General features: G+C 66.3%; 27 protein-coding genes and 2 tRNA genes. 16 read left to right on the top strand and 13 right to left on the bottom strand.

Going from position 1 to position 25,502, the window contains the following annotated elements:
* Genes BJI67_RS13985 through BJI67_RS13970 form a run of 4 tightly spaced genes read right to left on the bottom strand, consistent with a single transcriptional unit; the run spans position 1 to position 2,746 of the window.
* Positions 1-294, bottom strand: a complete 294-nt coding sequence (locus BJI67_RS13985) for a DUF1244 domain-containing protein (RefSeq protein WP_070073553.1) — start codon at positions 292-294, stop codon at positions 1-3.
* Positions 295-317: 23 nt separating this feature from the next.
* The gene (mreD, locus tag BJI67_RS13980; protein WP_070073552.1) at positions 318-806 is read right to left on the bottom strand and encodes a rod shape-determining protein MreD; all 489 of its coding nucleotides are present in this window, start codon (positions 804-806) and stop codon (positions 318-320) included.
* Positions 803-1,666, bottom strand: a complete 864-nt coding sequence (mreC, locus tag BJI67_RS13975) for a rod shape-determining protein MreC (protein WP_269449629.1) — start codon at positions 1,664-1,666, stop codon at positions 803-805. Before mreC ends, mreD begins: the two co-directional genes overlap by 4 nt.
* 48 nt (positions 1,667-1,714) lie before the next feature.
* On the bottom strand, positions 1,715-2,746 hold the full coding sequence (locus BJI67_RS13970; protein WP_070073550.1) for a rod shape-determining protein: 1,032 nt from the start codon (positions 2,744-2,746) through the stop codon (positions 1,715-1,717).
* Positions 2,747-2,886: 140 nt separating this feature from the next.
* On the opposite strand from BJI67_RS13970, the gene gatC reads away from it, so the two are divergent.
* From gatC to hslO, 4 genes are read left to right on the top strand one after another with little or no spacing between them, the layout of a single operon-like run.
* Positions 2,887-3,174, top strand: a complete 288-nt coding sequence (gatC, locus tag BJI67_RS13965; protein WP_070073549.1) for an Asp-tRNA(Asn)/Glu-tRNA(Gln) amidotransferase subunit GatC — start codon at positions 2,887-2,889, stop codon at positions 3,172-3,174.
* 24 nt (positions 3,175-3,198) lie between these two features.
* The gene (gatA, locus tag BJI67_RS13960; RefSeq protein ID WP_070073548.1) at positions 3,199-4,653 is read left to right on the top strand and encodes an Asp-tRNA(Asn)/Glu-tRNA(Gln) amidotransferase subunit GatA; all 1,455 of its coding nucleotides are present in this window, start codon (positions 3,199-3,201) and stop codon (positions 4,651-4,653) included.
* Between the two features lie 33 nt (positions 4,654-4,686).
* Positions 4,687-6,123: an Asp-tRNA(Asn)/Glu-tRNA(Gln) amidotransferase subunit GatB gene (gatB, locus tag BJI67_RS13955; protein WP_070073547.1), complete on the top strand. Its 1,437-nt coding sequence runs from the start codon at positions 4,687-4,689 to the stop codon at positions 6,121-6,123.
* 55 nt (positions 6,124-6,178) lie between these two features.
* A complete protein-coding gene (gene hslO / locus BJI67_RS13950; protein WP_070073546.1) occupies positions 6,179-7,087 on the top strand; it encodes an Hsp33 family molecular chaperone HslO in 909 nt (302 codons plus the stop codon).
* Between the two features lie 9 nt (positions 7,088-7,096).
* Here the strand turns inward: hslO and BJI67_RS13945 are convergent, their stop codons facing one another.
* From BJI67_RS13945 to hemA, 4 genes are read right to left on the bottom strand one after another with little or no spacing between them, the layout of a single operon-like run.
* Positions 7,097-7,855 (bottom strand): HesA/MoeB/ThiF family protein, encoded by a 759-nt coding sequence (locus tag BJI67_RS13945; RefSeq protein WP_070073545.1) that lies wholly within the window; start codon positions 7,853-7,855, stop codon positions 7,097-7,099.
* A 57-nt stretch (positions 7,856-7,912) separates the two neighbouring features.
* On the bottom strand, positions 7,913-8,764 hold the full coding sequence (gene prmC / locus BJI67_RS13940) for a peptide chain release factor N(5)-glutamine methyltransferase (RefSeq protein ID WP_070073544.1): 852 nt from the start codon (positions 8,762-8,764) through the stop codon (positions 7,913-7,915).
* A gap of 1 nt (position 8,765) precedes the next feature.
* On the bottom strand, positions 8,766-9,854 hold the full coding sequence (gene prfA / locus BJI67_RS13935; RefSeq protein WP_070073543.1) for a peptide chain release factor 1: 1,089 nt from the start codon (positions 9,852-9,854) through the stop codon (positions 8,766-8,768).
* The gene (hemA, locus tag BJI67_RS13930; protein WP_070073542.1) at positions 9,851-11,131 is read right to left on the bottom strand and encodes a glutamyl-tRNA reductase; all 1,281 of its coding nucleotides are present in this window, start codon (positions 11,129-11,131) and stop codon (positions 9,851-9,853) included. The genes prfA and hemA overlap by 4 nt, the downstream gene beginning before the upstream one ends.
* Positions 11,132-11,268: 137 nt before the next feature.
* On the opposite strand from hemA, the gene BJI67_RS13925 reads away from it, so the two are divergent.
* From BJI67_RS13925 to BJI67_RS13885, 9 genes are all read left to right on the top strand, one after another.
* Positions 11,269-12,987, top strand: coding sequence for a tetratricopeptide repeat protein (locus BJI67_RS13925; RefSeq protein WP_070073541.1), 1,719 nt, complete (start codon positions 11,269-11,271; stop codon positions 12,985-12,987).
* A gap of 2 nt (positions 12,988-12,989) precedes the next feature.
* Positions 12,990-13,589: a lipoprotein insertase outer membrane protein LolB gene (lolB, locus tag BJI67_RS13920; protein ID WP_083250907.1), complete on the top strand. Its 600-nt coding sequence runs from the start codon at positions 12,990-12,992 to the stop codon at positions 13,587-13,589.
* Entirely contained in the window at positions 13,574-14,452 is an 879-nt protein-coding gene (gene ispE, locus BJI67_RS13915) for a 4-(cytidine 5'-diphospho)-2-C-methyl-D-erythritol kinase (protein WP_407922803.1), read from the top strand. Before lolB ends, ispE begins: the two co-directional genes overlap by 16 nt.
* A 55-nt stretch (positions 14,453-14,507) precedes the next feature.
* A tRNA-Gln gene (locus BJI67_RS13910) sits at positions 14,508-14,582 on the top strand.
* Between the two features lie 50 nt (positions 14,583-14,632).
* Positions 14,633-15,571 carry a ribose-phosphate diphosphokinase gene (locus tag BJI67_RS13905; RefSeq protein WP_070073538.1) on the top strand — a complete coding sequence of 313 codons (939 nt, stop codon included), beginning with the start codon at positions 14,633-14,635 and terminating at the stop codon, positions 15,569-15,571.
* 124 nt (positions 15,572-15,695) lie between these two features.
* Positions 15,696-16,340 (top strand): 50S ribosomal protein L25/general stress protein Ctc, encoded by a 645-nt coding sequence (locus BJI67_RS13900; protein ID WP_070073537.1) that lies wholly within the window; start codon positions 15,696-15,698, stop codon positions 16,338-16,340.
* Between the two features lie 15 nt (positions 16,341-16,355).
* Complete coding sequence (gene pth / locus BJI67_RS13895) at positions 16,356-16,931, top strand: aminoacyl-tRNA hydrolase (protein ID WP_070073536.1); 576 nt, start codon at positions 16,356-16,358, stop codon at positions 16,929-16,931.
* A gap of 28 nt (positions 16,932-16,959) precedes the next feature.
* A complete protein-coding gene (gene ychF / locus BJI67_RS13890) occupies positions 16,960-18,051 on the top strand; it encodes a redox-regulated ATPase YchF (protein WP_070073535.1) in 1,092 nt (363 codons plus the stop codon).
* 63 nt (positions 18,052-18,114) lie between these two features.
* A tRNA-Met gene (locus tag BJI67_RS13885) sits at positions 18,115-18,191 on the top strand.
* Between the two features lie 193 nt (positions 18,192-18,384).
* Here the strand turns inward: BJI67_RS13885 and BJI67_RS17580 are convergent.
* The 4 genes from BJI67_RS17580 to BJI67_RS13870 form a co-directional block, all read right to left on the bottom strand.
* Positions 18,385-18,561, bottom strand: a complete 177-nt coding sequence (locus BJI67_RS17580; protein WP_156782162.1) for a hypothetical protein — start codon at positions 18,559-18,561, stop codon at positions 18,385-18,387.
* Positions 18,562-18,744: 183 nt separating this feature from the next.
* Positions 18,745-19,206, bottom strand: a complete 462-nt coding sequence (locus BJI67_RS13880; RefSeq protein ID WP_156782161.1) for a c-type cytochrome — start codon at positions 19,204-19,206, stop codon at positions 18,745-18,747.
* A gap of 72 nt (positions 19,207-19,278) precedes the next feature.
* Positions 19,279-19,557 (bottom strand): hypothetical protein, encoded by a 279-nt coding sequence (locus tag BJI67_RS13875; protein WP_070073533.1) that lies wholly within the window; start codon positions 19,555-19,557, stop codon positions 19,279-19,281.
* Between the two features lie 83 nt (positions 19,558-19,640).
* Entirely contained in the window at positions 19,641-20,582 is a 942-nt protein-coding gene (locus BJI67_RS13870) for a LysR substrate-binding domain-containing protein (RefSeq protein WP_070073532.1), read from the bottom strand.
* Between the two features lie 132 nt (positions 20,583-20,714).
* On the opposite strand from BJI67_RS13870, the gene BJI67_RS13865 reads away from it, so the two are divergent.
* Positions 20,715-21,854, top strand: coding sequence for a TDT family transporter (locus BJI67_RS13865; protein WP_070073531.1), 1,140 nt, complete (start codon positions 20,715-20,717; stop codon positions 21,852-21,854).
* On the opposite strand, the gene greB is transcribed toward BJI67_RS13865, so the two are convergent.
* Positions 21,851-22,462 carry a transcription elongation factor GreB gene (gene greB / locus BJI67_RS13860; protein WP_231940860.1) on the bottom strand — a complete coding sequence of 204 codons (612 nt, stop codon included), beginning with the start codon at positions 22,460-22,462 and terminating at the stop codon, positions 21,851-21,853. The two genes, BJI67_RS13865 and greB, sit on opposite strands and share 4 nt — an antisense overlap.
* On the opposite strand from greB, the gene BJI67_RS13855 reads away from it, so the two are divergent.
* Positions 22,453-24,609 (top strand): tRNA(Met) cytidine acetyltransferase TmcA, encoded by a 2,157-nt coding sequence (locus tag BJI67_RS13855; RefSeq protein WP_070073529.1) that lies wholly within the window; start codon positions 22,453-22,455, stop codon positions 24,607-24,609. The two genes, greB and BJI67_RS13855, sit on opposite strands and share 10 nt — an antisense overlap.
* A 118-nt stretch (positions 24,610-24,727) precedes the next feature.
* Complete coding sequence (locus tag BJI67_RS13850; protein ID WP_083250905.1) at positions 24,728-25,480, top strand: GntR family transcriptional regulator; 753 nt, start codon at positions 24,728-24,730, stop codon at positions 25,478-25,480.
* Positions 25,481-25,502: the final 22 nt, after the last annotated feature.

The following is a 25,502-nucleotide window of genomic DNA, read 5'->3' as shown; positions in this document are numbered from 1 at the left end:
TCAGTCCGGTTTGGTATTGGCGAAATCCGCCAATTGCTCCGGCGTGGCCTCGCGCTGGTATCGGGTCTTCCATTCGGCGTAGGGCATGCCGTAGACGATTTCGCGCGCCGCTTCGTAATCGATTTCCTGTCCGCGTTCGGCAGCCGCGGCACCGTACCATTTGGACAGGCAGTTGCGGCAGAAACCGGCCAGATTCATGAGGTCGATGTTTTGCACGTCGCTGCGTTCGCGCAAGTGCTCGACGAGGCGGCGGAATACCGCGGCCTCGATCTCGATGCGGGTTTGTTCGTCCATGGTGTCTCCGGTCTGTGCGGCGCTCAGCCGGTGAGCTGCAGGCGCCGTCGAATGTGTCTTAACAGCAGATAGATCAGGGGCCACAGCAGCATGCTGGTGAGCACGGGCAGCCAATATACGCGCTGGTCGGGGGCATGGCCGGTGATGCCGTAGACCCAGAGCAGCAGTATACGGTAGACCACGAGCATCACGCCGACCGCGATGGCCTGCTGCCAGAGGGGGTACACGCGGACGCGCTGATGCGCGCGGATGCTCAGGTAGGCGACTACCGTCAGGCCGAGGGCGTGCTGTCCCAGCAGCGACCCTGTGAGTACATCGAGCAGCAGCCCGGTAATCCAGGCGACGCCGAGGCCCACGCGGCGCGGCAGGGCCATGCTCCAGTAGATGACGGTCATCGCGACCCATTCGGGCCGGAGGATCGCCAGGGCCGTGGGTAGGGCGATAACGCTCAGCGTTAGGGCGATCACCAGCGTCAGAACGATACCCGTATTGCGCTTGAGGGGGGATGTCACCGCGGTTTTCCGGCGGATTTATGGGGTGTCGTTTCGGGTGGTCTGTGCGGTGGGCGATACCAGAGCAGGAGCACTTCGCGGTGCCGATCAAGCTGTGCGGTCGGGTGGCAGAGCACCTTGGCGAAGGGGTCGCCGGGTTCGCGCAGCACCTGGCTGACGCGACAGACCGGGTAACGCGGGGGGAAGCGTTCGCCGAGTCCCGAGGTGGCCAGCAGATCGCCGACCTTGATGTCGGCATTGGCCGGCGCGCTGCGCACGTCGAGTGCGTCGGGCTGGCCGGTGCCGATGGCCAGGAGACGCAATCCGCTGCGCGTGTCGATCACCGGTACCGCGCTGCTCGGATCGGCGATCAGCAACACCTCGGCATTGAACGGACCGACCTGAATCACCTGACCCATCAGGCCGGTGGCGTCGATCACCGGCTGGCCCAGGTAAACGTCGTCGCGGCTGCCTTGGTTGATCAGCTCGCGCTGGCTGTAGGGGTCGAGGTCGATGGAAACCAGCCGGGCGATCTTGACCTTTTCGGTGGTGTGTTCGGAGGCGTTGAGCAGTTCCCGCAGATGCATGTTCTCGCTCAGCAGTGCCTGGTATTTCTGTAGCCGTGCCTGCAGCAGAAGGTTCTCCTGCTGCAGGGCGCGGTTGCTTTCGATCAGCTGCGTGTGGCTGCTGAAGGACTCACCCAGCCAGTGGCCGGCGCGGCTGGGCAGGTTGGCCAGGATCTGCAGGGGATAGACGACATATTCTAGGGCACTACGCGCCTCGCGCAGTGCCGTCAGCCGCTGGTCGGCGGTCATCAGGACGACGGACAGGACGACCAGCAGCACCAGCTTGAGGTGCAGTGCGGGGCCTAGGTTGAACAGTGGCTGCTTGATGCCTGACGCTCCCCGTCTGCAGGCGTGTTAGACCCTTTACTCTACGGCGAGGAAATCCGCGCCGTGCTCGTCGATCATCTCCAGTACGCGTCCGCCGCCGCGCGCCACGCAGGTCAGGGGGTCGTCGGCGATGACTACCGGTGCACCGGTTTCTTCCATGATCAGGCGATCGAGATCGTGCAGCAGCGCGCCGCCGCCGGTGAGCACGATGCCGCGTTCGGCGACATCGGCGCCGAGTTCGGGCGGGGTCTGCTCAAGCGCCGTCTTGACCGCGCCGACGATGCCGAACAGGGGTTCCTGCAGTGCCTCGAGGATCTCGTTGCTGTTGAGAGTGAAGCTGCGCGGCACACCTTCGGCCAGATTGCGGCCCTTGATCTCGATTTCGCGCAACTCGCGGCCGGGGTAGGCGGAGCCGATCTCGAACTTGATGCGTTCCGCGGTGGCCTCGCCGATCAGCATGCCGTAGTTGCGGCGCACGTAGTTGACGATGGCCTCGTCGAACTTGTCGCCGCCGATGCGTACCGAGGCGGAATACACGATGCCGTTAAGCGAGAGCACGGCGACCTCCGAGGTGCCGCCGCCGATGTCGAGCACCATTGCACCCTTGGGTTCGTCCACCGGGATGCCGGCACCGATGGCCGCGGCCATCGGTTCCTCGATCAGGAACACCTTGCGTGCACCTGCCCCTGAGACCGATTCGCGGATCGCGCGACGCTCGACCTGGGTGGCACCGCAGGGTACGCAGACCACAACGCGTGGGCTGGGACGGAACCAGCGGTTCTGATGCACCTTGCGGATGAAATGCTGAAGCATCTTCTCCGTGGTGGTGAAGTCTGCGATGACGCCGTCCTTCAGCGGACGGATGGCGGTGATGTTCGCAGGCGTGCGGCCAAGCATCTTCTTCGCATCCATGCCCACGGCCTCGACCGAGCGCATGCCGCCATTGCGGTCCTGACGGATGGCGACCACGGAGGGTTCGTTCAACACGATGCCCTTGCCGCGCATGTAGATGAGGGTATTGGCTGTGCCCAGGTCGATCGATAGGTCGTTGGAAAGGAAACCGAACATTGAATAGAGGCAGGTCGTTGAGGGGCGGGATCGGAATCGCGGTACTCTATCAATAGGGTGGGTTTTGGGCAAGGCGGGTTTGTGGTAGTTTTCGGCGTCTTGCCCACAGCACTTCAATCCGTTCGTGAGGTCACTCCATCATGTCCCTTACTTCTGACGAGGTCGGGCGAATCGCTCATCTGGCACGGCTGGCGCTCGACACCGACGCGGTCGAGGCTTATGCGCAGGACCTGTCCTCGATACTCGACTTCGTCGAGCAGCTAGAGGCCGCGCCTACCGAAGGCGTCGAACCGATGGCGCATCCGCAGGACGCGACTCAGCGCTTGCGCCCCGACGAGGTCACCGAGCCCGATGCTCGCGAGCGCTTCCAGGCCATCGCGCCGGCCGTCGAGGCCGGTCTGTATCTGGTGCCCAAGGTCATCGAGTAAGCCCGTAAATCCCACGGAATTCGCATGCACACGAAAACCATCGCAGCACTGTCCCGGGCGCTGGCCGCGGGCGAGATCAGCAGCATCGAGCTGACACGCCTGTACCTCGATCGCATCCGGCAACACCGCGACGGCCTCAACGCCGTCATCACCGTCACCGAGGAACAGGCGCTGGCCCAGGCCGCGGAGGCCGACGCACGCATCGCCGCCGGCACGGCCGGCCCGCTGACCGGCATCCCGCTGCTGCACAAGGACCTCTTCTGCACCGACGGCGTGCGCACCTCCTGCGGTTCGCGCATGCTCGACAACTTCGTCGCCCCGTATAATGCCACCGTGGTCGAGCGTCTGCGCGATGCCGGCATGGTGATGCTCGGCAAGGCCAACATGGATGAGTTCGCCATGGGCTCGTCGAACGAGAACAGCCATTACGGCCCCGCGCGCAACCCCTGGGACAGCGACCGCATTCCGGGCGGTTCCTCGGGCGGTTCGGCTGCTGCCGTGGCCGCGCGCCTTGTGCCGGCGGCGACCGGTACCGACACCGGCGGCTCCATCCGCCAGCCCGCTTCGATGTGCGGCGTCACCGGCATCAAGCCAACCTACGGACGCGTGTCGCGCTGGGGCATGGTCGCCTTCGCCTCGAGCCTCGACCAGGCCGGCCCGTTCGCGGCCACGGCCGAGGACTGCGCGCTGCTGCTCGGCGCGATGGCCGGTTTCGATCCGCGCGACTCCACCTGCATCGACCGCCCGGTACCCGATTACGCGGCCGCTCTCGACGCCGATCTCGCGGGCCTGCGCATCGGCCTGCCCAAGGAGTATTTCGGCGAAGGGCTGGATGCCGGCGTGGCGGCGGCGATCGAGGCCGCGGTCGAGGTGTTCCGCGGGCTCGGCGCCGAGGTGCGTGAAGTCAGCCTGCCGAACACGCATCTGGCGGTGCCGGCCTATTACGTGGTCGCGCCGGCGGAATGCTCGTCGAATCTGTCGCGCTTCGACGGCGTGCGCTTCGGCCACCGCTGCGAGAACCCGAAGGACCTTACCGATCTCTACGAGCGCTCGCGCGGCGAGGGCTTCGGCGACGAGGTCAAGCGGCGCATCATGGTCGGCACCTACGCACTCTCGGCCGGCTACTACGACGCCTACTACCTCAAGGCGCAGAAGGTGCGCCGGCTGATCAGCGAGGACTACCGCCGCGCCTTCGAATCGGTCGACCTGATTCTCGGCCCGACCAGCCCGAGCACGGCTTTTCGCATCGGCGAGAAGGTGGACGACCCGGTGAGCATGTACCTGTCCGACATCTACACCATCGCGGTGAATCTCGCCGGGCTCCCGGGCATGTCCGTACCCGCCGGCTTCGCCGACGGCCTGCCGGTGGGCCTGCAGATCGTGGGCAACTACTTCGAGGAAGGGCGCATGCTCAACGCGGCGCATCGCTTCCAGCAGGCCACCGACTGGCACACCCGTATCCCGCACGGCTTCGCATGAGCCGCAGACACCGCACTTTCAGGTAACGACGCTATGGAATGGGAAGTCGTCATCGGGCTGGAAATCCACGCCCAGCTCGCCACCCGCAGCAAGATCTTCTCCGGCGCGGCCACCGCCTACGGCGCGGCCCCCAACACCCAGGCCTGCGCCGTCGATCTCGGCCTGCCCGGCGTGCTGCCGGTGCTCAACGCCGAGGCGGTGCGCATGGCCGCCAAGTTCGGGCTCGCCATCGGCGCCAGCGTGGCCGAACGCTCGGTGTTCGCGCGCAAGAATTACTTCTACCCCGATCTGCCCAAGGGCTACCAGATCTCGCAATACGAACTGCCCGTGGTCAGCCGGGGGCAGGTCGAGATCGAGCTGGACGACGGCGAGACCAAGACCGTCGGCGTGACCCGCGCGCACCTCGAGGAGGACGCCGGCAAGTCGCTGCACGAGGACTTCGCCAACGCCACCGGCATCGACCTCAATCGTGCCGGCACCCCGCTCTTGGAAATCGTCTCCGAACCGGACATGCGTTCGGCCAAGGAGGCGGTCGCCTACATGAAGAAAATCCACACCCTGGTGCGCTACCTCGGCATCTGCGATGGCAACATGCAGGAAGGTTCCTTTCGCTGCGACGCCAACGTCTCCGTGCGGCCCAAGGGGCAGCGCGAGTTCGGCACGCGCACCGAAACCAAGAACCTCAACTCCTTCCGCTACGTCGAACGCGCGATCAACCACGAGATCGAGCGCCAGATCGACATCATCGAGGGGGGCGGTTCAGTGGTGCAGGAAACGCGTCTGTACGACCCGAACAAGGACGAGACGCGCTCCATGCGTTCCAAGGAAGAGGCGAACGACTACCGCTACTTCCCTGACCCGGACCTGCTGCCGCTGGTCATCGATCCCGCCTTCCTGGAATCCGTGCGCGAGGCGCTGCCCGAGCTGCCGGACGAGAAGAAGCACCGCTTCATGACCCATCACGGCCTGTCCGCCTACGATGCCGGCGTGCTCACCGCCAGCCGCGAACTGGCCGACTACTACGAGGACGTGGTCGAGGCCTGCGGCGGCCATGCCAAGCTGGCGGCCAACTGGGTGATGGGCGATTTCTCCGCCTTCCTCAACAAGGACAACCGCGAGATTGCCGACAGCCCGGTCAGCGCGGCCATGCTCGGCGGCTTGCTGGCACGCATCGAGGATAACACCATCTCCGGCAAGATCGCGAAGGAGGTGTTCGAGGCGATGTGGGCCGGCGAAGGCGACGCCGATGCGGTGATCGAGGCGCGCGGGCTCAAGCAGATCACCGATACCTCGGCCATCGAGGCGATCATCGACGAGATCATCGCCGCCAACCCGGCGCAGGTGGAACAGTACCGCGGCGGCAAGGACAAGCTGTTCGGCTTCTTCGTCGGCCAGGCGATGAAGGCCACCCAGGGCAAGGCCAACCCGCAGCAGCTCAACGAGCTACTCAAGCGTAAGCTGGCGGGCTGACCCCACATCACACGAGCGCCGCGCCGCCTAGCCGCGGCACGGGAACGCTACGACCATGACCGAACGCGACAGCCTGCACCGATTCCTGATCGAGCGCACCCACGTGCGCGGCGAATGGGTCCACCTCGACGCCACCTGGCAGGCGCTGCGCGAGCGCGCCGAGTATCCCGCGCCCGTGAGCGGGCTGCTCGGCGAGGCGCTGGCCGCCACCGCGCTGCTCTCGGCGACCATTAAATTCAGCGGTTCGCTGACCCTGCAGATCAAGGGCGACGGGCACGTGTCCATGCTGGTGACCCAGGCGCAGGTCGGCCGCGCGCGCAGCGGCGAGGCCGAGGGCCACGGGCGGCGCACGCTGCGCGGACTGGCGCACTGGCAGGGTGAACCGGTGCCCGGCCCGCTGGAATCGCTGTGCGGGCGCGGCCATCTCGCACTGACCATCGACCCGGGCCAGGGCGGCGAGCGCTACCAGGGCATCGTCGCGCTGGAAGGCGCGGGTCTCGGCGATGCGCTGCGTGACTACTTCGACCGCTCCGAGCAGCTGCCCACGCGCCTGTGGCTGGCGGCCGGGGAGCACGGCGTGGCCGGGCTGCTGCTGCAGGCGCTGCCCGGCGACGTGCCGGATGCCGATGCCTGGGAGCGCACCGTGGCCCTGGCCGAGACCGTCACCGCCGAGGAACTGCTGAGCCTGCCGGTGGAGGATCTGCTGCATCGGCTGTACCACGAAGAGGACGTGCGCCTGTTCGAGCGTGAGCCGGTCGGTTTCCACTGCAGCTGCTCGCGCGAGCGCGTGGTCGGGATGCTGCGCGGGCTGGGTCGGGAGGAGGTCGAGGACATCCTTGCCGAACAGGGACGGGTCGACGTCGACTGCGAATTCTGCGGTGCGCACTACGGCTTCGATGCGGTCGACGCGGCGGCGATCTTCTCGGCCGCAGGCCAGCCGCCGGTACCGCGCACCGAGCACTGAGCGCCGGCGTCAGTCGGCGGCGTGCCGGCTCCCACACACCGGGCACTGCGGATCGCGCCGCAGCCGGATGCTGCGCCATTCCATCCTCAGGCCGTCGAGCAGCAGCACCCTGCCGCACAGGCTTTCGCCGACGTCGGCAAGCAGCTTGAGCGCCTCCACGGCCTGGATGGTGCCGATCATGCCGACCACGGGCGCGAGGATGCCGCGGTTGCTGCAGGTGTCGTCCTCGTCCGTGCCCTCGGGGTATAGGCAGCGATAGCAGGGGCTGTCCTCGCGCCGCGGGTCGAACACGCTGACCTGTCCGTCGAAGCGGATGGCGGCGCCGGACACCAGCGGGGTGCCGGTATCCACGCACAGCCGGTTGAGCAGGTCGCGGGCCTCGAAGTTGTCGGTGCAGTCGAGCACCACGTCAACCGCCACGATTTCCGCCCGCAGGGTCTCCTCGGACAGGCGCTCACGCAGCCGGCGTATCTGTATTTCCGGGTTGAGGGCGAGCGCCGCGTCGGCCGCCGAGTCCGCCTTGGCGCGGCCGATGTCGGCCGTGCGGTGGGCGATCTGGCGCTGCAGGTTGGAACCGTCAACGGTGTCGAAGTCGGCAAGCGAGAGACGGCCGACCCCGGCGGCGGCGAGATACATCGCGGCCGGCGAACCCAGCCCGCCGAGCCCGACCACGAGCGCACTCGATTCGAGCAGCCGCAACTGGCCGGGATAGCCGAGCTCCTTGAGCATGATGTGGCGGCTGTAGCGCAGCAGCTGGTCGTCGTCCATCTCTTGGCAAGCAGGCGTGGTCGGGCCGCCGATGCTACACCGGCGGCAGGCGGCGGGTCACGCCGGGCGGCGCGCTTCGCTGACCCGCTCGCGGTTTTCCAGGTCGCGCAGCGTGGCCACCTCGACCAGGCCGGCATCCTCGAGCAGCGCCCGCACCGCCGCGCCCTGGTCGAAGCCGTGTTCCAGCAGCAGCCAGCCGCCCGGGCGCAGCCTGGACGGCGCGTCGGCGACGATCCGCCGGATCGCGTCGAGCCCGTCAGGCCCCGAGGCAAGCGCCGCGGGCGGTTCGGCCGGCAGGTCGCCGCGCGTCAGATGGGGATCGCCCTCGGCGATATACGGCGGGTTGGACACGATCAGGTCGTAGCGTGCGTCCGCCGGCAGCGCGTCCAGCCAGTCGCCGGCGCGGAACTCGACCGGCAGGTTCAGACGCCGGGCGTTGCCGCGGGCGATCTCGAGCGCCGTCTCCGAACGGTCGGTGGCGACGATGTGCGCATCCGGACGCTCGCTTGCCAGCGCCAGCGCGATCGCCCCGGAGCCGGTGCCGAGGTCCGCGAGGCACGCCGTGTGTTCCGCAGGCAGGCGGCTCAGCGCCTGCTCGACCAGTCGTTCGGTCTGTGGGCGGGGGATCAGCACGCCGGGTGCGACGTGCAGGTGCAAGGACCAGAATTCGCGTTCCCCGGTGAGATAGGCGAGCGGCGTGCCGCGCAGACGCCTTGCGAGCAGGTCCTCGAAGGCGGTTTGCGTGTCGTCGCCGAGGATGCGTTCGGGCCAGGCGTGCAGATGGCTGCGGTCGCGTCCGAGCACATGCGCCAGCAGCAGTTCGGCCTCGAGCCGCGGGCTGTCCGCGATGGGTGCGAGCCTGCGGGCGGCATCGGCGAGGGCCGCGTCATAGCGGACGCCCGGTGCCACCTCAGTCGTCCAGGCCGAGCGCGGTGAGCTGGTCCGCCTGGTGCTCGCTGATCAGCGGTTCGATGACCTCGTCGAGCTGGCCGGCCAGAATCGCGTCGAGCTTGTACAGGGTCAGGTTGATGCGGTGGTCGGTGACCCGTCCCTGCGGAAAGTTGTAGGTGCGGATGCGCTCGGAGCGGTCGCCGCTGCCGACCAGGCTCTTGCGCGTGGCGGCCTGCTCGGCGGCCTGCTTGCTGCGCTCGGTTTCCAGCAAGCGGGCGGCGAGCAGGCTCATCGCGCGGGCGCGGTTTTTGTGCTGCGAGCGCTCGTCCTGGCATTCGACCACGATGCCGCTGGGCAGGTGGGTGATGCGGATGGCCGAGTCGGTCTTGTTGACGTGCTGCCCGCCGGCCCCGGAGGCGCGGAAGGTGTCGACGCGCAGGTCGGCCGGGTTGATCTCCTGCGCCTGCACCTCGTCCACCTCCGGCATCACCGCCACCGTAGCCGCCGAGGTGTGGATGCGGCCCTGGGACTCGGTTGCCGGCACGCGCTGCACGCGATGGGCGCCCGATTCAAACTTGAGCCGCGAGTACACGCCCTGGCCGATGATGCGCGCGATGATCTCCTTGTAGCCGCCGTGTTCGCCCGGGTTCTCGCTGAGAATCTCGACGCGCCAGCCCTGCAGTTCGGCGTAGCGGCTGTACATGCGGAACAGGTCGCCGGCGAACAGCGCCGCCTCGTCGCCGCCGGTGCCGGCACGGATTTCCAGAAAGCAGTTGCTGGTGTCGTAGGGATCGGCTGGCACCAGGTGATACTTGAGCTGCTGCTCCAGGCTGCCGACCCTGTCCTCGGCGGAGTGGATTTCCTCGCGCGCCATTTCGCGCATCGCTGGATCGGGTTCGGAGAGCAGGCCGCGCGCGGCCTCGAGATCGTCGAGGGCGGCGTGATAGCGGCGGTAGTCGGCCACCAGCGGTTCGAGTTGGGCGTACTCGATGGAAAGCTGGCGGAAGCGTTCCTGCGCGTGGATGATTTCGGGCTCCGCGAGCAGGGCGGCGATCTCGGCGTGACGCTCGGTCAACGCGCGCAGTTTCTGGTCGATGCTGGGTTTCACGGTTTGGGCTTTTCGCTGATCAGCCGCGGCAGCTTGAGGAGTTCGCAGGCGGCGCCGATCAGTTCGGTGCGGCCCTCGCGCGCGGCCTGGTGCAGGCTGGTCGTGGGTTCGTGGATGAGTTTGTTGGTCAGGGTCTCGGCCAGAAATTCCAGCACTTCATCGGGCGGGCGCCCCTGGGAGAGCTGGCGGCGCGCCTTGACCAGCACGTCCTGGCGGGCGCGTTCGGCGCGGTCGCGATAGCTGCGGATCAGTTCGACCGCATCCTGGGCGCGCAGCCAGCCCATGAAGTGTTCGGTCTGGACGTCGACGATCTCTTCGGCCTCGACCGCCGCCTCCTGACGCGAGGCCAGGTTCTGGGCGACGACCTCCTGCAGGTCGTCCACGGTGTAGAGATACACGTCGTTGAGCTCGGCGACCTCGCTTTCGATGTCGCGCGGCACCGCGAGATCGACCATGAACACCGGTTTGTGCCGGCGCTGGCGGATGGCGCGTTCGACCGCACCCTTGCCGAGAATCGGTACTGGGCTCGCGGTGGACGAAATGACGATGTCGGCCTCGTGCAGCACCTGGCCGATGTCGGCGAGGGTGATCGCGCGGGCGCCGAACTCGCGTGCCAGCGCCTCGGCGCGCTCGGGGGTGCGGTTGGCTACGGTCAGGTCGACCAGGCCGGCGCCGCGCAGGTGGCGTGCCACCAGCTCGATGGTTTCACCGGCGCCGATCAGGAGCGCGCGCTGACGGGTGATGTCGCCGAAGATCTGTCGTCCGAGGGTGACGGCGGCAAAGGCGACGGATACCGCGCTGCTGCCGATGGCGGTGTCCGTGCGCACGTGCTTGGCGACCGCGAAGGCATGCTGAAACAGCCGGCGCAGCATCTTGCCCAGCGTGCCTTGTTCCGCAGCCGCGGAATAGGCGGTCTTGAGTTGTCCGAGGATTTGCGGCTCGCCGATCACCAGCGAATCGAGCCCGCTGGCGACGCGGATGGCATGGCGTACGGCCTCGATGTCGGTCAGTTCGTAGACGAAGGGTCGCAGGTCGCTGCCGCTGAGATGGTGGTAGTCGCCCAGCCAGCGGACGATGTCGGTCTCGAGTGGCGGCGCGTGCAGGCTGCAGTACAGCTCCGTGCGGTTGCAGGTCGAGAGAATGGCGGCCTCGTCCAACCCGGGTAGGCGTGCCAGCTCGCGCAGGGCGTCGCTCATCTGTTCCGGCGCGAATACGACTTTCTCACGCACGCTGACGGGAGCTGTCTTGTGATTGATCCCGATCGTGATGAGCGACATAGAAGCAGGCAGAGTTTGCAAACAAAAAATTCTGCTGCATGGATCAGACGATTACAAGCGGCACGAGGGTGCGGCGCGACGACGTTCGAACCGTTATGATGTTGCGAATCTGGCGCGGCCAGTTAATGGAGCGACGAATGAAGCAAGCGTGGGTCTTGGGGGCGATCCTGGCCGGCCTCCTGTTGAGTGGCTGTGCGACCGTGCAGGGGCCTGCGGCGAAAGAAGGGAATCCGTCATTCTCGCAGGTCGCCGGACCCTTCAAGCCTGCGCCGTCCACCCTGGCCATGTCCGACGTCCTCGCCGCCGAAATGGCTGGACAGTCGGGGCATAACAAGACAGCGCTTGAGTATTACCGCAAGGCGATGCGCGAGTATGCGGACCCATCGCTCGCGCAGCGCACGATGGAAGTGGCGACCTATCTGCATGACGATGCGGTGGCGCTCGAGGCGGCGCAGCGCTGGGCGGAGCTTGCTCCGCACAATCCCAATGCACAGCAGGCGCTAGGCATCCTCTATGCGCGTCGCGGCAAGCTCGACCGTGCGGCTCTGCATCTAAGCCGTTACGTCAGCGACAGCGGGCAACCTGCCGGCCGGGCATTACTACTGGTCGGCGCGGTACTGGCGCAGACGGTTCCGGCTGCGAACGCGTTGCCGGTGATGCGCCGACTGATCGGCGATTACCCTCGTGAGCCGAACGCACAGTTGGCTTACGGTGCACTGGCGTTGCAGCTGGGTGCACCGACCACGGCCCTGGATGCGGCCAACAAGGCGTTGGGGCTGCAGCCGGACATGAGTCAGGCCTTGAGCCTCAAGGCGCAGGCCTACCTGTCGCTCGGGCATCCCCAGCGTGCGCTCGACATTCTCAATGATGCCTTGAGTCGTGCACCTGACAGCGCACCACTTCATCTGGCCTATGCGCGAGTGCTGGTGAGTGCCAAGGAATATGCCGGTGCGCGCCGTGAATTCCGTTGGCTGCTCAAGCGCGATCCGAAGAACCCACAGGTACTGTATACCCTGGGGCTGCTCGATTTCGAGCTTAAGCGCGATGGTGAGGCCCGGCGCTATCTGCAGCAGGTGGCGCAGTCCGGGTATCACGTCTCCGCTGCGGAATATTTCCTCGGTCGGATTGCCGAGCGTAGCGGGGATATGGAAGCGGCGCTCGACGCTTATTCAAACGTGAACGCCGGCCAGTACCTGTTCGACGCCCAGGTGCGCATCGCCTACATCCTCGCTCGGCAGGGCGACCTCGACCAGGCGCGTCAGTATCTGAGCGAACTGCGAGCGAGCGTGTCGGACCAGGCCCAAAAGATCCAGCTGTACCTGGTGGAAGGCGATTTGCTGCAGAATGCCGACGACACGCCGACGGCGCTCAAGATGTATGACCATGCCCTGCGCAAATACCCTAACGAACCGCGCCTGCTGTATGCCCGTGCCTTGGTGGCCGACGGGATGGGCGACCTGGGACAGGCAGAGGCCGATCTGACGCGGCTTATTCAGATCAATCCTAAGGATGCGGCAGCGCTCAACGCCTTGGGCTACACACTGGCCGACCATACCCAGCGCTACGCCGAGGCCTTGGGTTATATCCAGCGTGCGCTCGCGCTCAAGCCCAAGGATCCGGCTATTCTCGACAGCATGGGGTGGGTGCAATACAAGCTCAAGCATTACGCAGTCGCGAAGCAGTATCTTGAACGTGCCTATGCACAATTTCCCGATCCCGAGGTGGCGAGCCATCTGATTCAGACGCTGATGGCGCTGGGTGAACGCGATGCCGCCGAGGACCTGCTGGGCAAGGCGCTCAAGGCCAGTCCAGGCGACCGCAGCCTGACGGCGGTGAAGCGCCGCCTCGGGCTTTGACGGTGCGGCTACGCGCCGCGGCCACCCTGGCCGCGCTGATGAGTCTTGCCGGTTGTGCCACGCTTCCGCCGGCGCCGCCGGGTGCGGCCGAGGCGGCCTGGCATCGTCACGAGGCGGCCGTGCTGGCGCAGACGCCGTGGTCCCTGGACGGCAACTTCGGCCTGCGCATCGGGCATCGAGGTTGGAGCGCGGGACTGCGCTGGGTGCAGACCGGGGATCGCTTCCACATCGATATCTACGACCCGCTCGGACGTACGGTGGCGGTGCTGACCGGCAAGCCGGGCGACGTCACCCTCGCCGATAGCAGCGGTAGAGCCTACCGCGCGGCTTCCGCAGCCGAACTGATGCAGCATGCCCTCGGCTGGTCGCTGCCGGTCGGTGGACTGCGCTACTGGGTGCGTGGCGTTCCGGTGGCCAACGCCCCCGTGCAGTCGCGGCAGCTCGATGCGAACGGGCGCCTGCGCGTACTGCAGCAAAGCGGCTGGTATATCCGTTATTCGGATTACGACTACGACACGGCCAATGCGCGACCGACGCGGATGATCATGACGCACGGCGATGTGCGTCTGGTGCTGGTGGTCAACCAATGGGGCAAGGGTTAATGACGCCGGCGGAGGAAAATGCCTGGCCGGCGCCGGCTAAGCTCAATCTGTTTCTGCACATCGTCGGACGGCGCGACGACGGCTACCACCTGCTGCAGACGGTGTTTCAGTTTCTGGATTATGGCGATCGCCTGTGGTTCGAATCGGCGCCCGCGGGCATGGTCGCCCGCGAAGGCGGGCCAGCGGGTGTCGCGGAGTTGGATGACCTCAGCGTACGGGCGGCCCGGACCTTGTTGCAGGTGACGGGCCTGCGCGAGGGCGTGCGCCTGTGCCTGGACAAACGGCTCCCGGCCGGCGGCGGTCTTGGTGGCGGCAGTTCCGACGCGGCCACCGTGCTCCTCGTGCTCAATCGGCTATGGCGCGCCGGGCTGTCGCAGGACGATCTCGCAGAGCTGGGGCTCATGCTGGGGGCGGACGTGCCGGTGTTCGTGAGAGGTACGGCGGCCTGGGCCGAGGGTGTGGGCGAGCGACTCGAACCCCTGCCCGATCTCCCCGAGCCGTGGTACGCGGTGGTCAAGCCACCGGTGTCCATCGCCACCGCAGATTTGTTCGCCGACCCTAAATTGACACGGGATTGCCCGCCTATCACAATACGCGACTTTCTTTTGGGCCAGGCTGGCAACGTTTTCGAACCGGTGGTACGCGCGCGCTACCCCGAGGTGGCGCAGGCATTGGAGCGGTTGTCCGCCCATGCGCCCGCCCGCCTGACCGGAACCGGTGCCTGTGCGTTCGCGGCCTTCGCCGATGCGGATTCGGCGCGGGGCGCGCTGCGCGACTTGCCCGAGGGATGGCATGGGTTCGCGGCACGGGGCTGCAATCTGTCCCCCGTGCATGCGCGCCTGGGGGCAACGCCCGCGTTTTGAGTGGCCGCCGATGGGCGGTGGAGTACAGAGTTACCCGAGTATTTGACGATTTTCTTGGGCCGTCGCCAAGCGGTAAGGCACCGGGTTTTGATCCCGGCATTCCCAGGTTCGAATCCTGGCGGCCCAGCCAGACATCACTGAAGAGCAGCCGTCGCCGTGTCTGTATCCGAAACCAGCAGGATGATGGTCTTTTCCGGCAATGCCAATCCGAGGCTGGCGGAGAAGGTCGTGCAACACCTCAACATACCGCTGGGCAAGGCCCTGGTGGGGCGTTTCAGCGACGGCGAAATTCAGGTCGAGATTCTTGAGAACGTCCGCGGCAAGGATGTGTTCATCATCCAGCCGACCTGTCGGCCGACCAACGACAACCTGATGGAACTGCTCATCATGGTCGATGCGCTGCGCCGCGCCTCGGCCTGGCGCATCACCACGGTGATCCCCTACATGGGCTATGCGCGGCAGGATCGACGGGTGCGCTCGGCGCGCGTGCCGATCTCCGCCAAGGTGGTGGCGAATATGCTGACCGTAGCGGGTGCCAACCGCATCCTGACGGTCGATTTGCACGCCGATCAGGTACAGGGCTTCTTCGACGTGCCGGTGGACAACATCTACGCCTCGCCGGTACTGCTCGGCGATGTCTGGCGCCAGAAGTACGACAACCTGATCGTGGTGTCGCCGGACGTCGGAGGTGTGGTGCGCGCGCGCGCGATCGCCAAGCGCCTGGACGACGCAGAGCTGGCGATCATCGACAAACGCCGGCCGCGCGCCAATGTTTCGCAGGTGATGCACATCATCGGCGACGTCGAAGACCGCACCTGCCTGATTGTCGACGACATGGTCGATACGGCCGGGACACTGTGCAAGGCGGCCGAGGCGCTCAAGCAACACGGTGCGGCCCGCGTAATCGCCTATGCGACGCACGCGGTGCTATCCGGGCCGGCGATCGACAATGTGAGCGCCTCCGAGTTAGACGAGCTGGTGGTCACCGATTCGATCCCGCTCACCGCCGAGGCAGAAGCCTGCAGCAAGATCCGTCAACTCAGCGTGGCGGGCGTGCTTGCAGAGACGATTCATCGCATCAACCGCGAGGAGTCGGTCAGCACGCTGTTCATGGATTAACGGCCTTGTGGCCGCAGCTCGGTGGGGCAGTTTTCCCGCCGCAACATGCCTCTGGTCGCGGAGGCAGGAGGCCGCCCTGCGGGGCGGCCGTTTATCTCAAGTAAGTTAAGTGGAGTGATTTTCAATGAGCGTTCAATTCGAACTTGTCGCCACTCGGCGCGACGACCAGGGGAAGGGTGCGAGCCGCCGCCTGCGTCGCACCGGTCAGGTGCCCGGCATCATCTACGGTGGTGAAAAGCCGCCGATGTCCATCAGCGTCGAAGCCCGCGTGCTGAACAAACAGCTGGAGAACGAGGCGTTCTATTCGCACGTACTGACGGTCTCCGTCGACGGCAGCGAGGAAAAGGCCGTGCTGCGCGATCTGCAGCGCCATCCTGCACAGCCCATGATCCTGCACTTCGACCTGATGCGGGTTAACGAAGACACGCCGGTGCGCGTGCACGTGCCGCTGCATTACCTCAACGAGGCGATCGCCCCGGGCGTCAAGACCGGCGGTGGCATGATCAATCACCACCTCGTCGAGGTCGAGATCACCTGCCTGCCCAAGGATCTGCCGGAATTCATCGAGGTCGATCTGGGCGGCATGGAACTCAACGACTCGATCCATCTGTCCGAACTTAAACTGCCAGCCGGCGTAAGCCTGGTCGAGCTGAGCCACGGCGAAGGCCATGATCAGGCCGTGGTCGCGATCCACCCCCAGCGGGTCGGCGGCGCCGACGCTGCGGAGGGCGAATCCTCTGCCGGTGAGGGCGAGGGCGAGGAAGCCTGAAGACGGTGACCGGGTATGTCCGAGCCGCTTAGCCTGATCGTCGGCCTGGGCAATCCCGGCGAAAAGTACGACCAGACCCGGCACAACGCCGGGTTCTGGTTCGTCGACGAGGTGCTGCGTCGCCACGGCGGCTCGTTGCGCGCGGAAAGCCGGTTTTCCGGCGAGGTCGGGCGTACCAGCATCGACGGTCAGGATATCTGGCTGCTCAAGCCGACCACCTTCATGAACCGTAGCGGACAGTCGGTGGCCGCACTTGCGGCGTTCTACAAGATCCCTCTGCAACGGATTCTGGTGGCTCACGACGAGATCGACCTGTCGGTGGGCGATGCGCGCTTCAAGTTTTCAGGCGGTCACGGCGGCCACAACGGACTGCGCGATATCTTCTCCCACCTCGGGCGCGACTTCTGGCGGGCGCGTATCGGCGTGGGGCATCCGGGGCATCGCGACCAGGTCATCGACTACGTCCTCGGCCGCCCGGGCAAGGACGAGGCGGAGCGCATCGCGCGCGCCATCGACGTTGCCGTCGACACGCTACCGCCGCTGGCGGCCGGTCTCGGCGAGCGTGCCATGCAGGCGCTGCATTCGCGCTGAGCCTTCCACTACCAACAGGACCAATATCATGGGCTTCAAGTGCGGCATCGTAGGGCTGCCGAATGTCGGCAAATCGACCCTGTTCAATGCGCTGACCAAGGCCGGCATTCAGGCCGAGAACTATCCCTTCTGTACCATCGACCCGAATGTCGGCGTGGTGGCGATGCCCGACCCGCGCCTGGCCGAACTGGCTGCCATCGTATCCCCTGAGCGCGTGATCCCCACAAGCATGGAGTTCGTGGACATCGCCGGTCTGGTCGCCGGCGCCTCGCAGGGTGAAGGCCTTGGCAACCAGTTCCTCGCGCATATCCGAGAAACCGAGGCGATCGCCCACGTGGTGCGCTGCTTCGAGAACGACGACGTCATCCACGTCTCGGGCAAGGTCGATCCCATCGACGATATCGACGTCATCAATACCGAACTTGTCCTGGCCGACATGGATACCGTCAGCCGTGCCGCGCAGCGCGCGGCGCGCAATGCCAAGTCCGGCAACAAGCAGGCCGTGGCGCAGGTCGCGGTGCTCGAGCGCCTGCAGCAGCATCTCGATGCGGGCAATCCGGCGCGCACGCTGGGTTTGTCCGAGGACGAGGCGGAACTGCTCGACGAACTGCACCTGATCACCCTCAAACCGACGCTCTACGTCGCCAACGTCACCGAGGACGGTTTCGAGAACAATCCCATGCTCGAGCGCGTACGCGAGCGTGCGGCGGCGGAGGGTGCCGAGGTGGTGCCCGTATGCGCGGCGATCGAGGCGGAAATCGCCCAGCTCGACGAGGCCGACAAGGCCGACTTCCTGGCCGAGATGGGATTGACCGAGCCGGGCCTGGACCGCGTGATCCGGGCCGGCTATCGTCTGCTCGGGCTGCAGACCTACTTCACCGCCGGCGTCAAGGAAGTGCGTGCCTGGACCATCACCGCTGGCTCGACCGCGCCGCAGGCCGCGGGCCGTATCCACACCGACTTCGAAAAGGGCTTCATTCGCGCCGAGGTCATCGGCTATGACGACTTTGTCGCCTGCCGCGGCGAACAGGGCGCCAAGGACGCGGGCAAGTGGCGACTGGAGGGCAAGGACTACGTCATGCACGAAGGCGACGTCGTCCATTTCCGTTTCAACGTATAGCACGCCGGTCTCAGACTTGACATGGCGGGAGCGCTTGAACAAAATTCCCGCCTTTCCGCCTAAGGCTATGTAGCTCAGCTGGTTAGAGCACAGCACTCATAATGCTGGGGTCGGTGGTTCGAATCCACCCATAGCCACCATCTAACGGCCGCCCGGCCGGGTCTTTTTCCTGTAGTTTGTGTCTGCATCAGTATTGCAGCTGAGGTGCTTGTTGGTCGCGTTCGCGATCATGTCACGATGACTCCTAATTCAATCGGTTCTTCGGAGTGCTAATGCGCGGGCCCGGCATGGTTTGCCCGGGTCCGCGTTTTTCCCTCTTTGCTAGTTCGGCCTTCAGTTATCGTTGCTACGTACGCCTACGAATGCGGCCCAGGTGATGAATATCAGGACGAGGGTCAGGGTTCCGGTACCGATGGCGCCGGTCGTGATGCCGGTGGATAGCAGAACGCCTGTCGAGATGGCAAGGCCGATGATGATCAGAAAAACGATTACCGTAGTGATAAGTGGCATGACGAATCCTCCTTCCAGGTAGGTGTGCCCCTTGGCAATGAGGCAATCAGATTCGCTGCTGGGGCTGTTTCGGCCGTCGCTACGGCCTTAGTCAAACGACGCCTTGTACAGATTGGCGCCGTCTTGAGTATAGACGCCCTTTATACGTGGGTAAGTTCCCGCCGATGGGCGGAGTGTGGGCGGTCAACCGGGTGGCTGTAGGGCCATGATGAGCTGGGCTAGGCGTTCCGCTTGCGCTGTGGTGGCGAGCCCGCCGGGCATGGCGCGGTATCCTGACCATTTGCCGGTAGCACCGTTGACGATCGAGGTGGTCAAGGCGTTTGCGGCGCCTTCGCTCCCTGCATAGCGACGCGCGATGTCCTCAAATGATGGGCCGGTGCCAGGCTTAGAGATGGCGTGGCAGGCGAAACAGGTCAGGTGTTGGGCGTCGACATACTCGATCAAAGGCCGTGCGTCGGGAGGTGATGTCGCCTGAGTGGGTGCCGTGCCAGATCCCATCATGCCTTGCCCCATCATGTGGGTCGACATGCCCTGCATGGGGCGGCCCATACTGTCCGCGAGCACCGGGGCAGTGGTTGCAACGATGCCAAAACACAGCGCTGCGACGACGTTTCGCTGCAGGGCGGGGAGGATGTGGTTTCGCATGTTGGCGGCCTTGGGATCAGCGTGTATGCAGCGAGCATAGTCTACTGCTGCAGCCACGTAGCTCCTCTCGGCTCAGAAGATTCCGCCCATCCACAGGAACAGGCCGATGACGCCGGCACTAAAGAATGTTGTGACGATGGCGAGATCGATTTCGCGCTGAAGATGCTCGGGCCACTCGCCCTCCGATTTTTGCAGTGGTGTCTCAATAGCGGTGGCCGGCTGAGGTTTGGGGAGCGTTTCGAGAAGCAGGCGTTCGGCCATGACCTGATCGGTCTGTGGCGAAAGCTGGGTGTTGCTTGCAGGCTTTGCGGCTGCTTCCTGAGCCTGCGGTTGTGTCGGGTTGTCGGTCATCGCTCGTCTCCATGTCGCTGTTGCTGCGGGAACCTGCTCGGCCAATGGTGCGTCGGCAGATGCGGCCCCCTAACCATTATTATCTATACGGGTTTGACGGTTGACGACAGTCGAGGTTCCGTTTCTGCACTCACTTCGGGCGTGCGCCCCAGAAAATCCTTGAGGAAGGCGATGAACCGTTGGGCCGCCCGCGAGGGCTGGTTCGCGGTCAGCAGAGTCAGCTGTCTGCGCAGTGCGGGGCTCAACGGGATGCCGACGACGTGCGAGCTTTCGTGACGCAACGCGAGACTGGAAAGAAAGCCGATGCCAAGGCCCTGGCGGGCCGCCTCGGTCACGGCGGCGACCCCGGCCAGCGTCATGCTGATCCTCGGAACGATGCCGGCGTTGGCAAATGCGGCCTCGACCATTTCGCGGGTGCCCGATCCTGCCTCGCGCAAGATGATCGGTTCGCGTGCTACGTCCGCGAGCTTGAGCGAGCGCCGCTTGGCCAGGCGGTGTCCGCTCGGCACGACCGCGACGATGGTGTCGCTGCCCAAGGGCTGCGCGGAAAAGCGGTCTGCGGCATGTGTGCGTGCTATGGGGCCTTCGATCAGGCCGATGTCGCAGCTGCCGAGGTGTTCGAGCACGGACTGGCTGTTGTGGCTTTCCAGGATGATCTCGATCTGCGGCGCCAGGGTGCGGAATTCGGCCAGCGCTGCGGGCAAGATGTAGGCGCCGAGCGTCTGACTCGCGGCGATGCGCACGCGCCCTGAATCCGCCGAAACCAGTGCCTGGGCGAAGGTTTCGGCATCCTGCAGGGCGTCGGCCAGGGCCCGTGCATGATGGTAGAGCTGTTCGCCGACGCTGGTCAGGGCGATGCCGCGCCCCTGGCGACGGTAGAGCGGTTCGCCGATCAGTGCCTGCAGCTGGCGCAACTGATTCGACACCGCTGGTTGGGTGAGGTGCAGCGCGCGCGCCGCGGCACCGATGCCGCCTTCGCGCACGACCTGGGCAAACGTGATGAGTTGATCCGGGTTGATCCGCATGGTGGTCGCTCTTAGATTTTTTTTAGTGATATTAAAAGCAACAAAATATAATTATTAAAAATATGTCGTCAAGATTACAGTGTCGCTCGTGCCAATTCGGAGCCCGTCAGGGCGCCCTTTCGGGAGGATTCAATGACACGAGCGCAGCGCAGCCTCAAGGACATCATTCGCCATTTCACGCCGAACTGGTTCACCATGAACATGGGTACCGGGATCCTGTTTCTGAGCCTGCACGAGAGCTACCCGTCGGCGCTGCCGGGACAGGATGTGCTCACCCGCGGCCTGTGGTTGTTCGACATGGTGCTGTACCTGATATTCACGGCCCTGTTGTTGTCGCGCTTCGTCCTGTTTCCCGACACCCTCGGACGTCTGCTGCGTCATCCCGTGCAGTCGATGTTCCTCGGTGCGATTCCGATGGGACTGGTGCCCATCCTCGACGGCTGGCTGCTGTTCGGCGGGCAGATCTTCGGCCATGCGGCCGTGGTGCTCGCCGAAACGCTGTGGTGGACGGATGCGTTCCTGGCCGTGCTGTTCGGCTGGCTGGTGCCGTATTTCATGTTCACCCAGCAGGAGCACCTGCTCGAACGCATGACTGCGGTGTGGCTGCTGCCCATCGTGTCCGCCGAGGTGACGGCGGCCGCCGGCGGTCTGTTGGCGCGACACCTGCCGCCAGGCGTGGCGGAGGTGATCGTGACCACGAGCTACGTGTTGTGGGCGCTGTCCGTGCCGCTGGCGCTGACCATCGTGGTCATCCTGTTCCTGCGTCTGGTGCTGCACAAGCTGCCGCACCGCGACATGGCGGTGTCGAGCTGGCTGGTGCTCGGGCCGCTGGGCACCGGTTCGCTCGGCCTACTTCTGTTGGGCGTGGCCGCGCCGGCCGCCTTTGCCGGTACGCAGCTGGCGTCGCTCGGTTCGCTGGCCTACGGCGTCGGCGTGATCGGTGGCCTGATGCTGTGGGGCTACGGCCTGTGGTGGTGGGTGATGGCCTGGGTGCTCACGCTGCGCTACATGCGCGAGGGCCTGCCGTTCAACATGGGCTGGTGGGGCTTCACCTTCCCCCTCGGCGTGTACGCGGCGGCTACGCTGCAGCTGGCGCACGAGACTGGATTTGTGGCCTTCGGTGTGTTCGGTGCCCTGCTGGTGGTGCAGCTTGCCGGGTTCTGGACGGTGGTGACCGCGCGCACCTTCCACGGCATGTGGCACGGTTATCTGTTCAACGCGCCATGCCTGTCCAACGAGAGCGGCGGCCTGCACCCCCGGGGCAATGCCTAGGGCGCAGCGTCGTAGCGCAGTGCGACCACGTAGTAGACGGCTTCGCCCTGCGGGGTCTGGACCTGGACCTCGTCGTCTACGGCCTTGCCCAGCAGGGCGCGAGCCATTGGCGAATCGACGCTGATCAGTCCTTCTCCGCCGATCTCGTCGGCCCCCACGATGCGATACTCGAATTCGTCGCCGGCTTCGTTCTCCAGCACCGCCCAGGCCCCGAAGTAGACGCGGTCGGCAGCGCGCGGACGCGCCACCACCTTGAGGATCGGCAGGCGTTTCTGCAGATAGCGGATGCGTCGGTCAATCTCGCGCAGCTCCTTCTTGCGGTAGATGTACTCGGCATTTTCGGAGCGGTCGCCCTCGGCCGCCGCCGCCGCGAGATGCTGCGTCACCTCGTTTCGGCGGGGCCACAGCGCGTCGAGTTCGGCGGCGAGCGAGGCGTAGCCCTCGGGGGTGATGTAGGGCGAGGATTTCGGTGCGGGTGGACGCCAGCGGCCCATGCTCGATCCCGTGGGAATGAAGATCGCGCCAGTATAGCCCGCGGCATCGGAGCCGCTGCGGCATAATGCCGGCAACCACCGTTTCGAGAGCCGTGCACCGGAATATGCCGCCATCGACCTCCGTACCGGATGAGGCCCGTAGACTGCTGGCTGCGGCGCGCGTCGCACACCAGCGGCGCGTGCTCGTGCTCAGCGGAGAGGCGGCGTGGGCGGTCGACGCCGCTGCCGGTCTGCGCGAGGTGCTGGCGGTCGAGGACGCCCTGTGGATCGGCCAGTCCACCGCCGCTGGCTGGAGCCATTGCCCGCCGCGAGAGGGGCAGGCCCAACTCGGGCGGGAGTACGGCCTGATCTGCCTCGACGCCTTCTCTGGGCTCGATCCCGACACCCTCGGCGCGGCGACCGGCACGTTGGCGGGCGGTGGGCTGTTCTACCTGCTGTGCCCGCCGCTGGACCGCTGGGCGGACTACCCCGACCCCGAGCGTGCGCGCATGGCGGTGGTCCCGGACGGCGAGGCCGCGGTAGGCGGGCGCTTTCTGCGGCGCCTGGCGTCGATCCTGAGTGCCGCACCCGGCGTGCGCATCGTGACTCAGGCGGGCGAGGTCATGGGCGATCCGCTGGCCGTCGACCCGGTGAGCGCCGCGCCGACAATCCGCGCGGCCGGGCACGACGGCGCGCTGACCGCGGACCAGCACGCGGCGGTGGCCGCGGTGCTGCATGCGGCCCAGGGGCACCGTCGTCGGCCTGCGGTGCTCACCGCGCATCGCGGACGCGGCAAATCCACGGCCTTCGGTCTCGCCGCTGCGGCCTTGCTCGCCGAACGAGAGTCGAAGGTCGTGCTGACCGGTCCGAGCCTCGTCGCCGTCGCGCCGGTCTTCGCGGCCGCGGCGCAGCGGCTGCCGGGCGCACACCTGCGCCGCGGCCTGCTGCAGTACGGCACAGGCAGGCTGGAATTCATGGCGCCCGATGCGCTGGCCGAGGCGCCGCCGCAGGCGGATCTCGTGCTGGTGGACGAGGCGGCGGCCTTGCCGCTGCCGCTGCTCTCGCGTCTGCTGCATGCCTGCCCGCGTCTGGCCTTCGCCACCACCGTGCACGGCTACGAAGGCTCCGGGCGCGCGTTTGCCCTGCGCTTCCAGCCGCTGCTGGACCGCGAGAGGCCCGGCTGGCACGGCGTCGCGCTCGACGAACCCATCCGCTGGACGTCCGGCGACCCGCTGGAGTCCCTGAGCTTTCGCGCCCTGCTGCTCGATGCCGAGCCGGCCGCGGACACGGAAGTGGGCGGTGCCGCAGCCGAGTCGCTGCGCATCGAACGCCTCGACCGCGATGCGCTGGCCGCCGACGAGCCGCTCCTGCGCGAGCTGTTCGGTCTGCTGATCCTGGCGCATTACCGTACCCGCCCCTACGACCTGCGCCAGCTGCTCGACGGACCTTCGGTGTCGGTGTGGGTCGGCCGTTCGGCGGGGCGGGTCGCCGCCGTCGCGCTGCTCGCCGACGAGGGCGGGCTCGACGGGGAACTGGCCGGCCGGGTCGCGGCAGGCAGGCGCCGCGCACGCGGACATCTGCTGCCGCAGGTGCTTGCGGCGCATTGCGCCCGACCGGACGCGATGGCGCTGCGCGGTCGGCGGGTGCTGCGCCTTGCGGTCCATCCGGCGGTGCGTCGTCGTGGCCTTGCGAGCGCGCTGCTTGCACGGCTTGCCGCGGATGCGCAGGCGGACGGCCTGGACTGGCTGGGGGCGAGCTTCGGCGCCACCTCTGAGCTGCTCGCCTTCTGGCGAGGGGTGGGGTTTGCGCCGCTGCGCGTGGGCTCGACGCGCGAGGCCACCAGCGGCGCCCATGCGGCCCTGGTCATGCGCCCGCTGTCCGTGCCCGCCGAGCGCCTGTACGGCGACCTGCGCGCACGCTATCTCGATGCGCTTCCGCACCTGCTCTGCGACGCCCTGAGGCGGATCGAACCCGAACTGGCGCTGGCCCTGTTGTCCCGCGGAGACGATGAGTGCGTTGTGCGGAAATCCACGCCCGCGCACCGATATGAGGCGGCGGCGTTCGCTGCCGGAGGCATGGATTACGAGGACGTGCTCGGCGCGCTCTGGCATCTCGGGCTCGAACGCCTTCCTGTCCTCACGGAGCCGGCGGTGCGAGACGCCTTCGTCGCGAGAATCTTGCAGAAGCGCAGTTGGCAGGATGTGGCGACGCTGCTCGGCGTGCCCGGGCGTCGGCAGGTGGTCGAACTGCTGCGCCGCGCCGCGGCATCGCTCCTGGCATGATGTATGCAACATTCCATGCTACAGGAGCGAGGGCTCTGCTATAGTGATTTTCGGGTGGCCGTCACGAACAGACTGGCCGTCCCGGTCCGCTCGAAACGCAGTTTTCCGAGGAGGTGACATGGGTCGCCCAGATGATGTGTCGGTCAAGGCGTCCTCAGGCGGCGCTGCCGCCGAGCGCGCAAAGACGCGCAGCGCGGCGCGCTGTTCCGCGCAGGATATCTACGTGCAGCTGCGCGAGATGATCCTGAGTTTCGAGCTGTATCCGGGCATCCGCGTGACCGAGACCGAGCTGGCCGAGTATTTCGGCGTCAGCCGGACGCCGGTGCGCGAGGCCCTGCAGCGCCTCGAACAGGACGCCTACCTGATCATCCGGCCGAAGCAGGGATGCTTCATCCGTCAGCTCGACATCGCCGAACTGGGGCAGTACTACGAGATCCGCCAGGACCTCGAGGCGCTGTCGCTGCGTTTTGCCTGCGAGAACATGCCCGACCGCAATCTGCGCGAGCTGGGAAAGGCCTGGGACCCGGAAATCCAGCCCGGCCGCTCGGACGAGCCGGGGGAGATGGTCGCGCGCGAGGAGTCCTTCCACGTGGCGCTGGCCGAGGGCGGCGGCAATGCCGTGCTGGCCAACTATCTCAAGGACATCAACAGCCACATCCGGGTGGTGCGCCGCCTGGATTTCACCAGCGGCGAACGCATCGACCGCACCTATGCGGAGCACCACGACCTGGTGCAATGCCTGCTGCGCCGGGACCTGCCCGCGGCGCAGACGCTCATGCGCGAACACATCGCGCAGAGCGAATCCTTCGCCAAGTCGCTCACCCTGCACCAGCTCGCGCAACGTCGCAACAGCAGTTTCGGCCAGCTCTGAGCCTTCGGGCTTTTTGTGTATG

The sequence above is a fragment of the Acidihalobacter aeolianus genome (assembly GCF_001753165.1).
Classification (GTDB): Bacteria; Pseudomonadota; Gammaproteobacteria; order DSM-5130; family Acidihalobacteraceae; genus Acidihalobacter; species Acidihalobacter aeolianus.
This window is presented reverse-complemented; position numbering and strand designations above follow the sequence as displayed.

Bases quoted from the DNA above. Each gene is read 5' to 3' on its own strand.
- BJI67_RS13985 (WP_070073553.1), bottom strand. From the start codon at position 294: ATGGACGAACAAACCCGCATCGAGATCGAGGCCGCGGTATTCCGCCGC.
- BJI67_RS13970 (WP_070073550.1), bottom strand. From the start codon at position 2,746: ATGTTCGGTTTCCTTTCCAACGACCTATCGATCGACCTGGGCACAGCC.
- gatC (WP_070073549.1), top strand. From the start codon at position 2,887: ATGTCCCTTACTTCTGACGAGGTCGGGCGAATCGCTCATCTGGCACGG.
- gatA (WP_070073548.1), top strand. From the start codon at position 3,199: ATGCACACGAAAACCATCGCAGCACTGTCCCGGGCGCTGGCCGCGGGC.
- gatB (WP_070073547.1), top strand. From the start codon at position 4,687: ATGGAATGGGAAGTCGTCATCGGGCTGGAAATCCACGCCCAGCTCGCC.
- hslO (WP_070073546.1), top strand. From the start codon at position 6,179: ATGACCGAACGCGACAGCCTGCACCGATTCCTGATCGAGCGCACCCAC.
- BJI67_RS13945 (WP_070073545.1), bottom strand. From the start codon at position 7,855: ATGGACGACGACCAGCTGCTGCGCTACAGCCGCCACATCATGCTCAAG.
- hemA (WP_070073542.1), bottom strand. From the start codon at position 11,131: ATGTCGCTCATCACGATCGGGATCAATCACAAGACAGCTCCCGTCAGC.
- BJI67_RS13925 (WP_070073541.1), top strand. From the start codon at position 11,269: ATGAAGCAAGCGTGGGTCTTGGGGGCGATCCTGGCCGGCCTCCTGTTG.
- ispE (WP_407922803.1), top strand. From the start codon at position 13,574: ATGGGGCAAGGGTTAATGACGCCGGCGGAGGAAAATGCCTGGCCGGCG.
- BJI67_RS13905 (WP_070073538.1), top strand. From the start codon at position 14,633: ATGATGGTCTTTTCCGGCAATGCCAATCCGAGGCTGGCGGAGAAGGTC.
- BJI67_RS13900 (WP_070073537.1), top strand. From the start codon at position 15,696: ATGAGCGTTCAATTCGAACTTGTCGCCACTCGGCGCGACGACCAGGGG.
- pth (WP_070073536.1), top strand. From the start codon at position 16,356: ATGTCCGAGCCGCTTAGCCTGATCGTCGGCCTGGGCAATCCCGGCGAA.
- ychF (WP_070073535.1), top strand. From the start codon at position 16,960: ATGGGCTTCAAGTGCGGCATCGTAGGGCTGCCGAATGTCGGCAAATCG.
- BJI67_RS17580 (WP_156782162.1), bottom strand. From the start codon at position 18,561: ATGCCACTTATCACTACGGTAATCGTTTTTCTGATCATCATCGGCCTT.
- BJI67_RS13880 (WP_156782161.1), bottom strand. From the start codon at position 19,206: ATGCGAAACCACATCCTCCCCGCCCTGCAGCGAAACGTCGTCGCAGCG.
- BJI67_RS13875 (WP_070073533.1), bottom strand. From the start codon at position 19,557: ATGACCGACAACCCGACACAACCGCAGGCTCAGGAAGCAGCCGCAAAG.
- BJI67_RS13870 (WP_070073532.1), bottom strand. From the start codon at position 20,582: ATGCGGATCAACCCGGATCAACTCATCACGTTTGCCCAGGTCGTGCGC.
- BJI67_RS13865 (WP_070073531.1), top strand. From the start codon at position 20,715: ATGACACGAGCGCAGCGCAGCCTCAAGGACATCATTCGCCATTTCACG.
- BJI67_RS13855 (WP_070073529.1), top strand. From the start codon at position 22,453: ATGCCGCCATCGACCTCCGTACCGGATGAGGCCCGTAGACTGCTGGCT.
- greB (WP_231940860.1), bottom strand. From the start codon at position 22,462: ATGGCGGCATATTCCGGTGCACGGCTCTCGAAACGGTGGTTGCCGGCA.
- BJI67_RS13850 (WP_083250905.1), top strand. From the start codon at position 24,728: ATGGGTCGCCCAGATGATGTGTCGGTCAAGGCGTCCTCAGGCGGCGCT.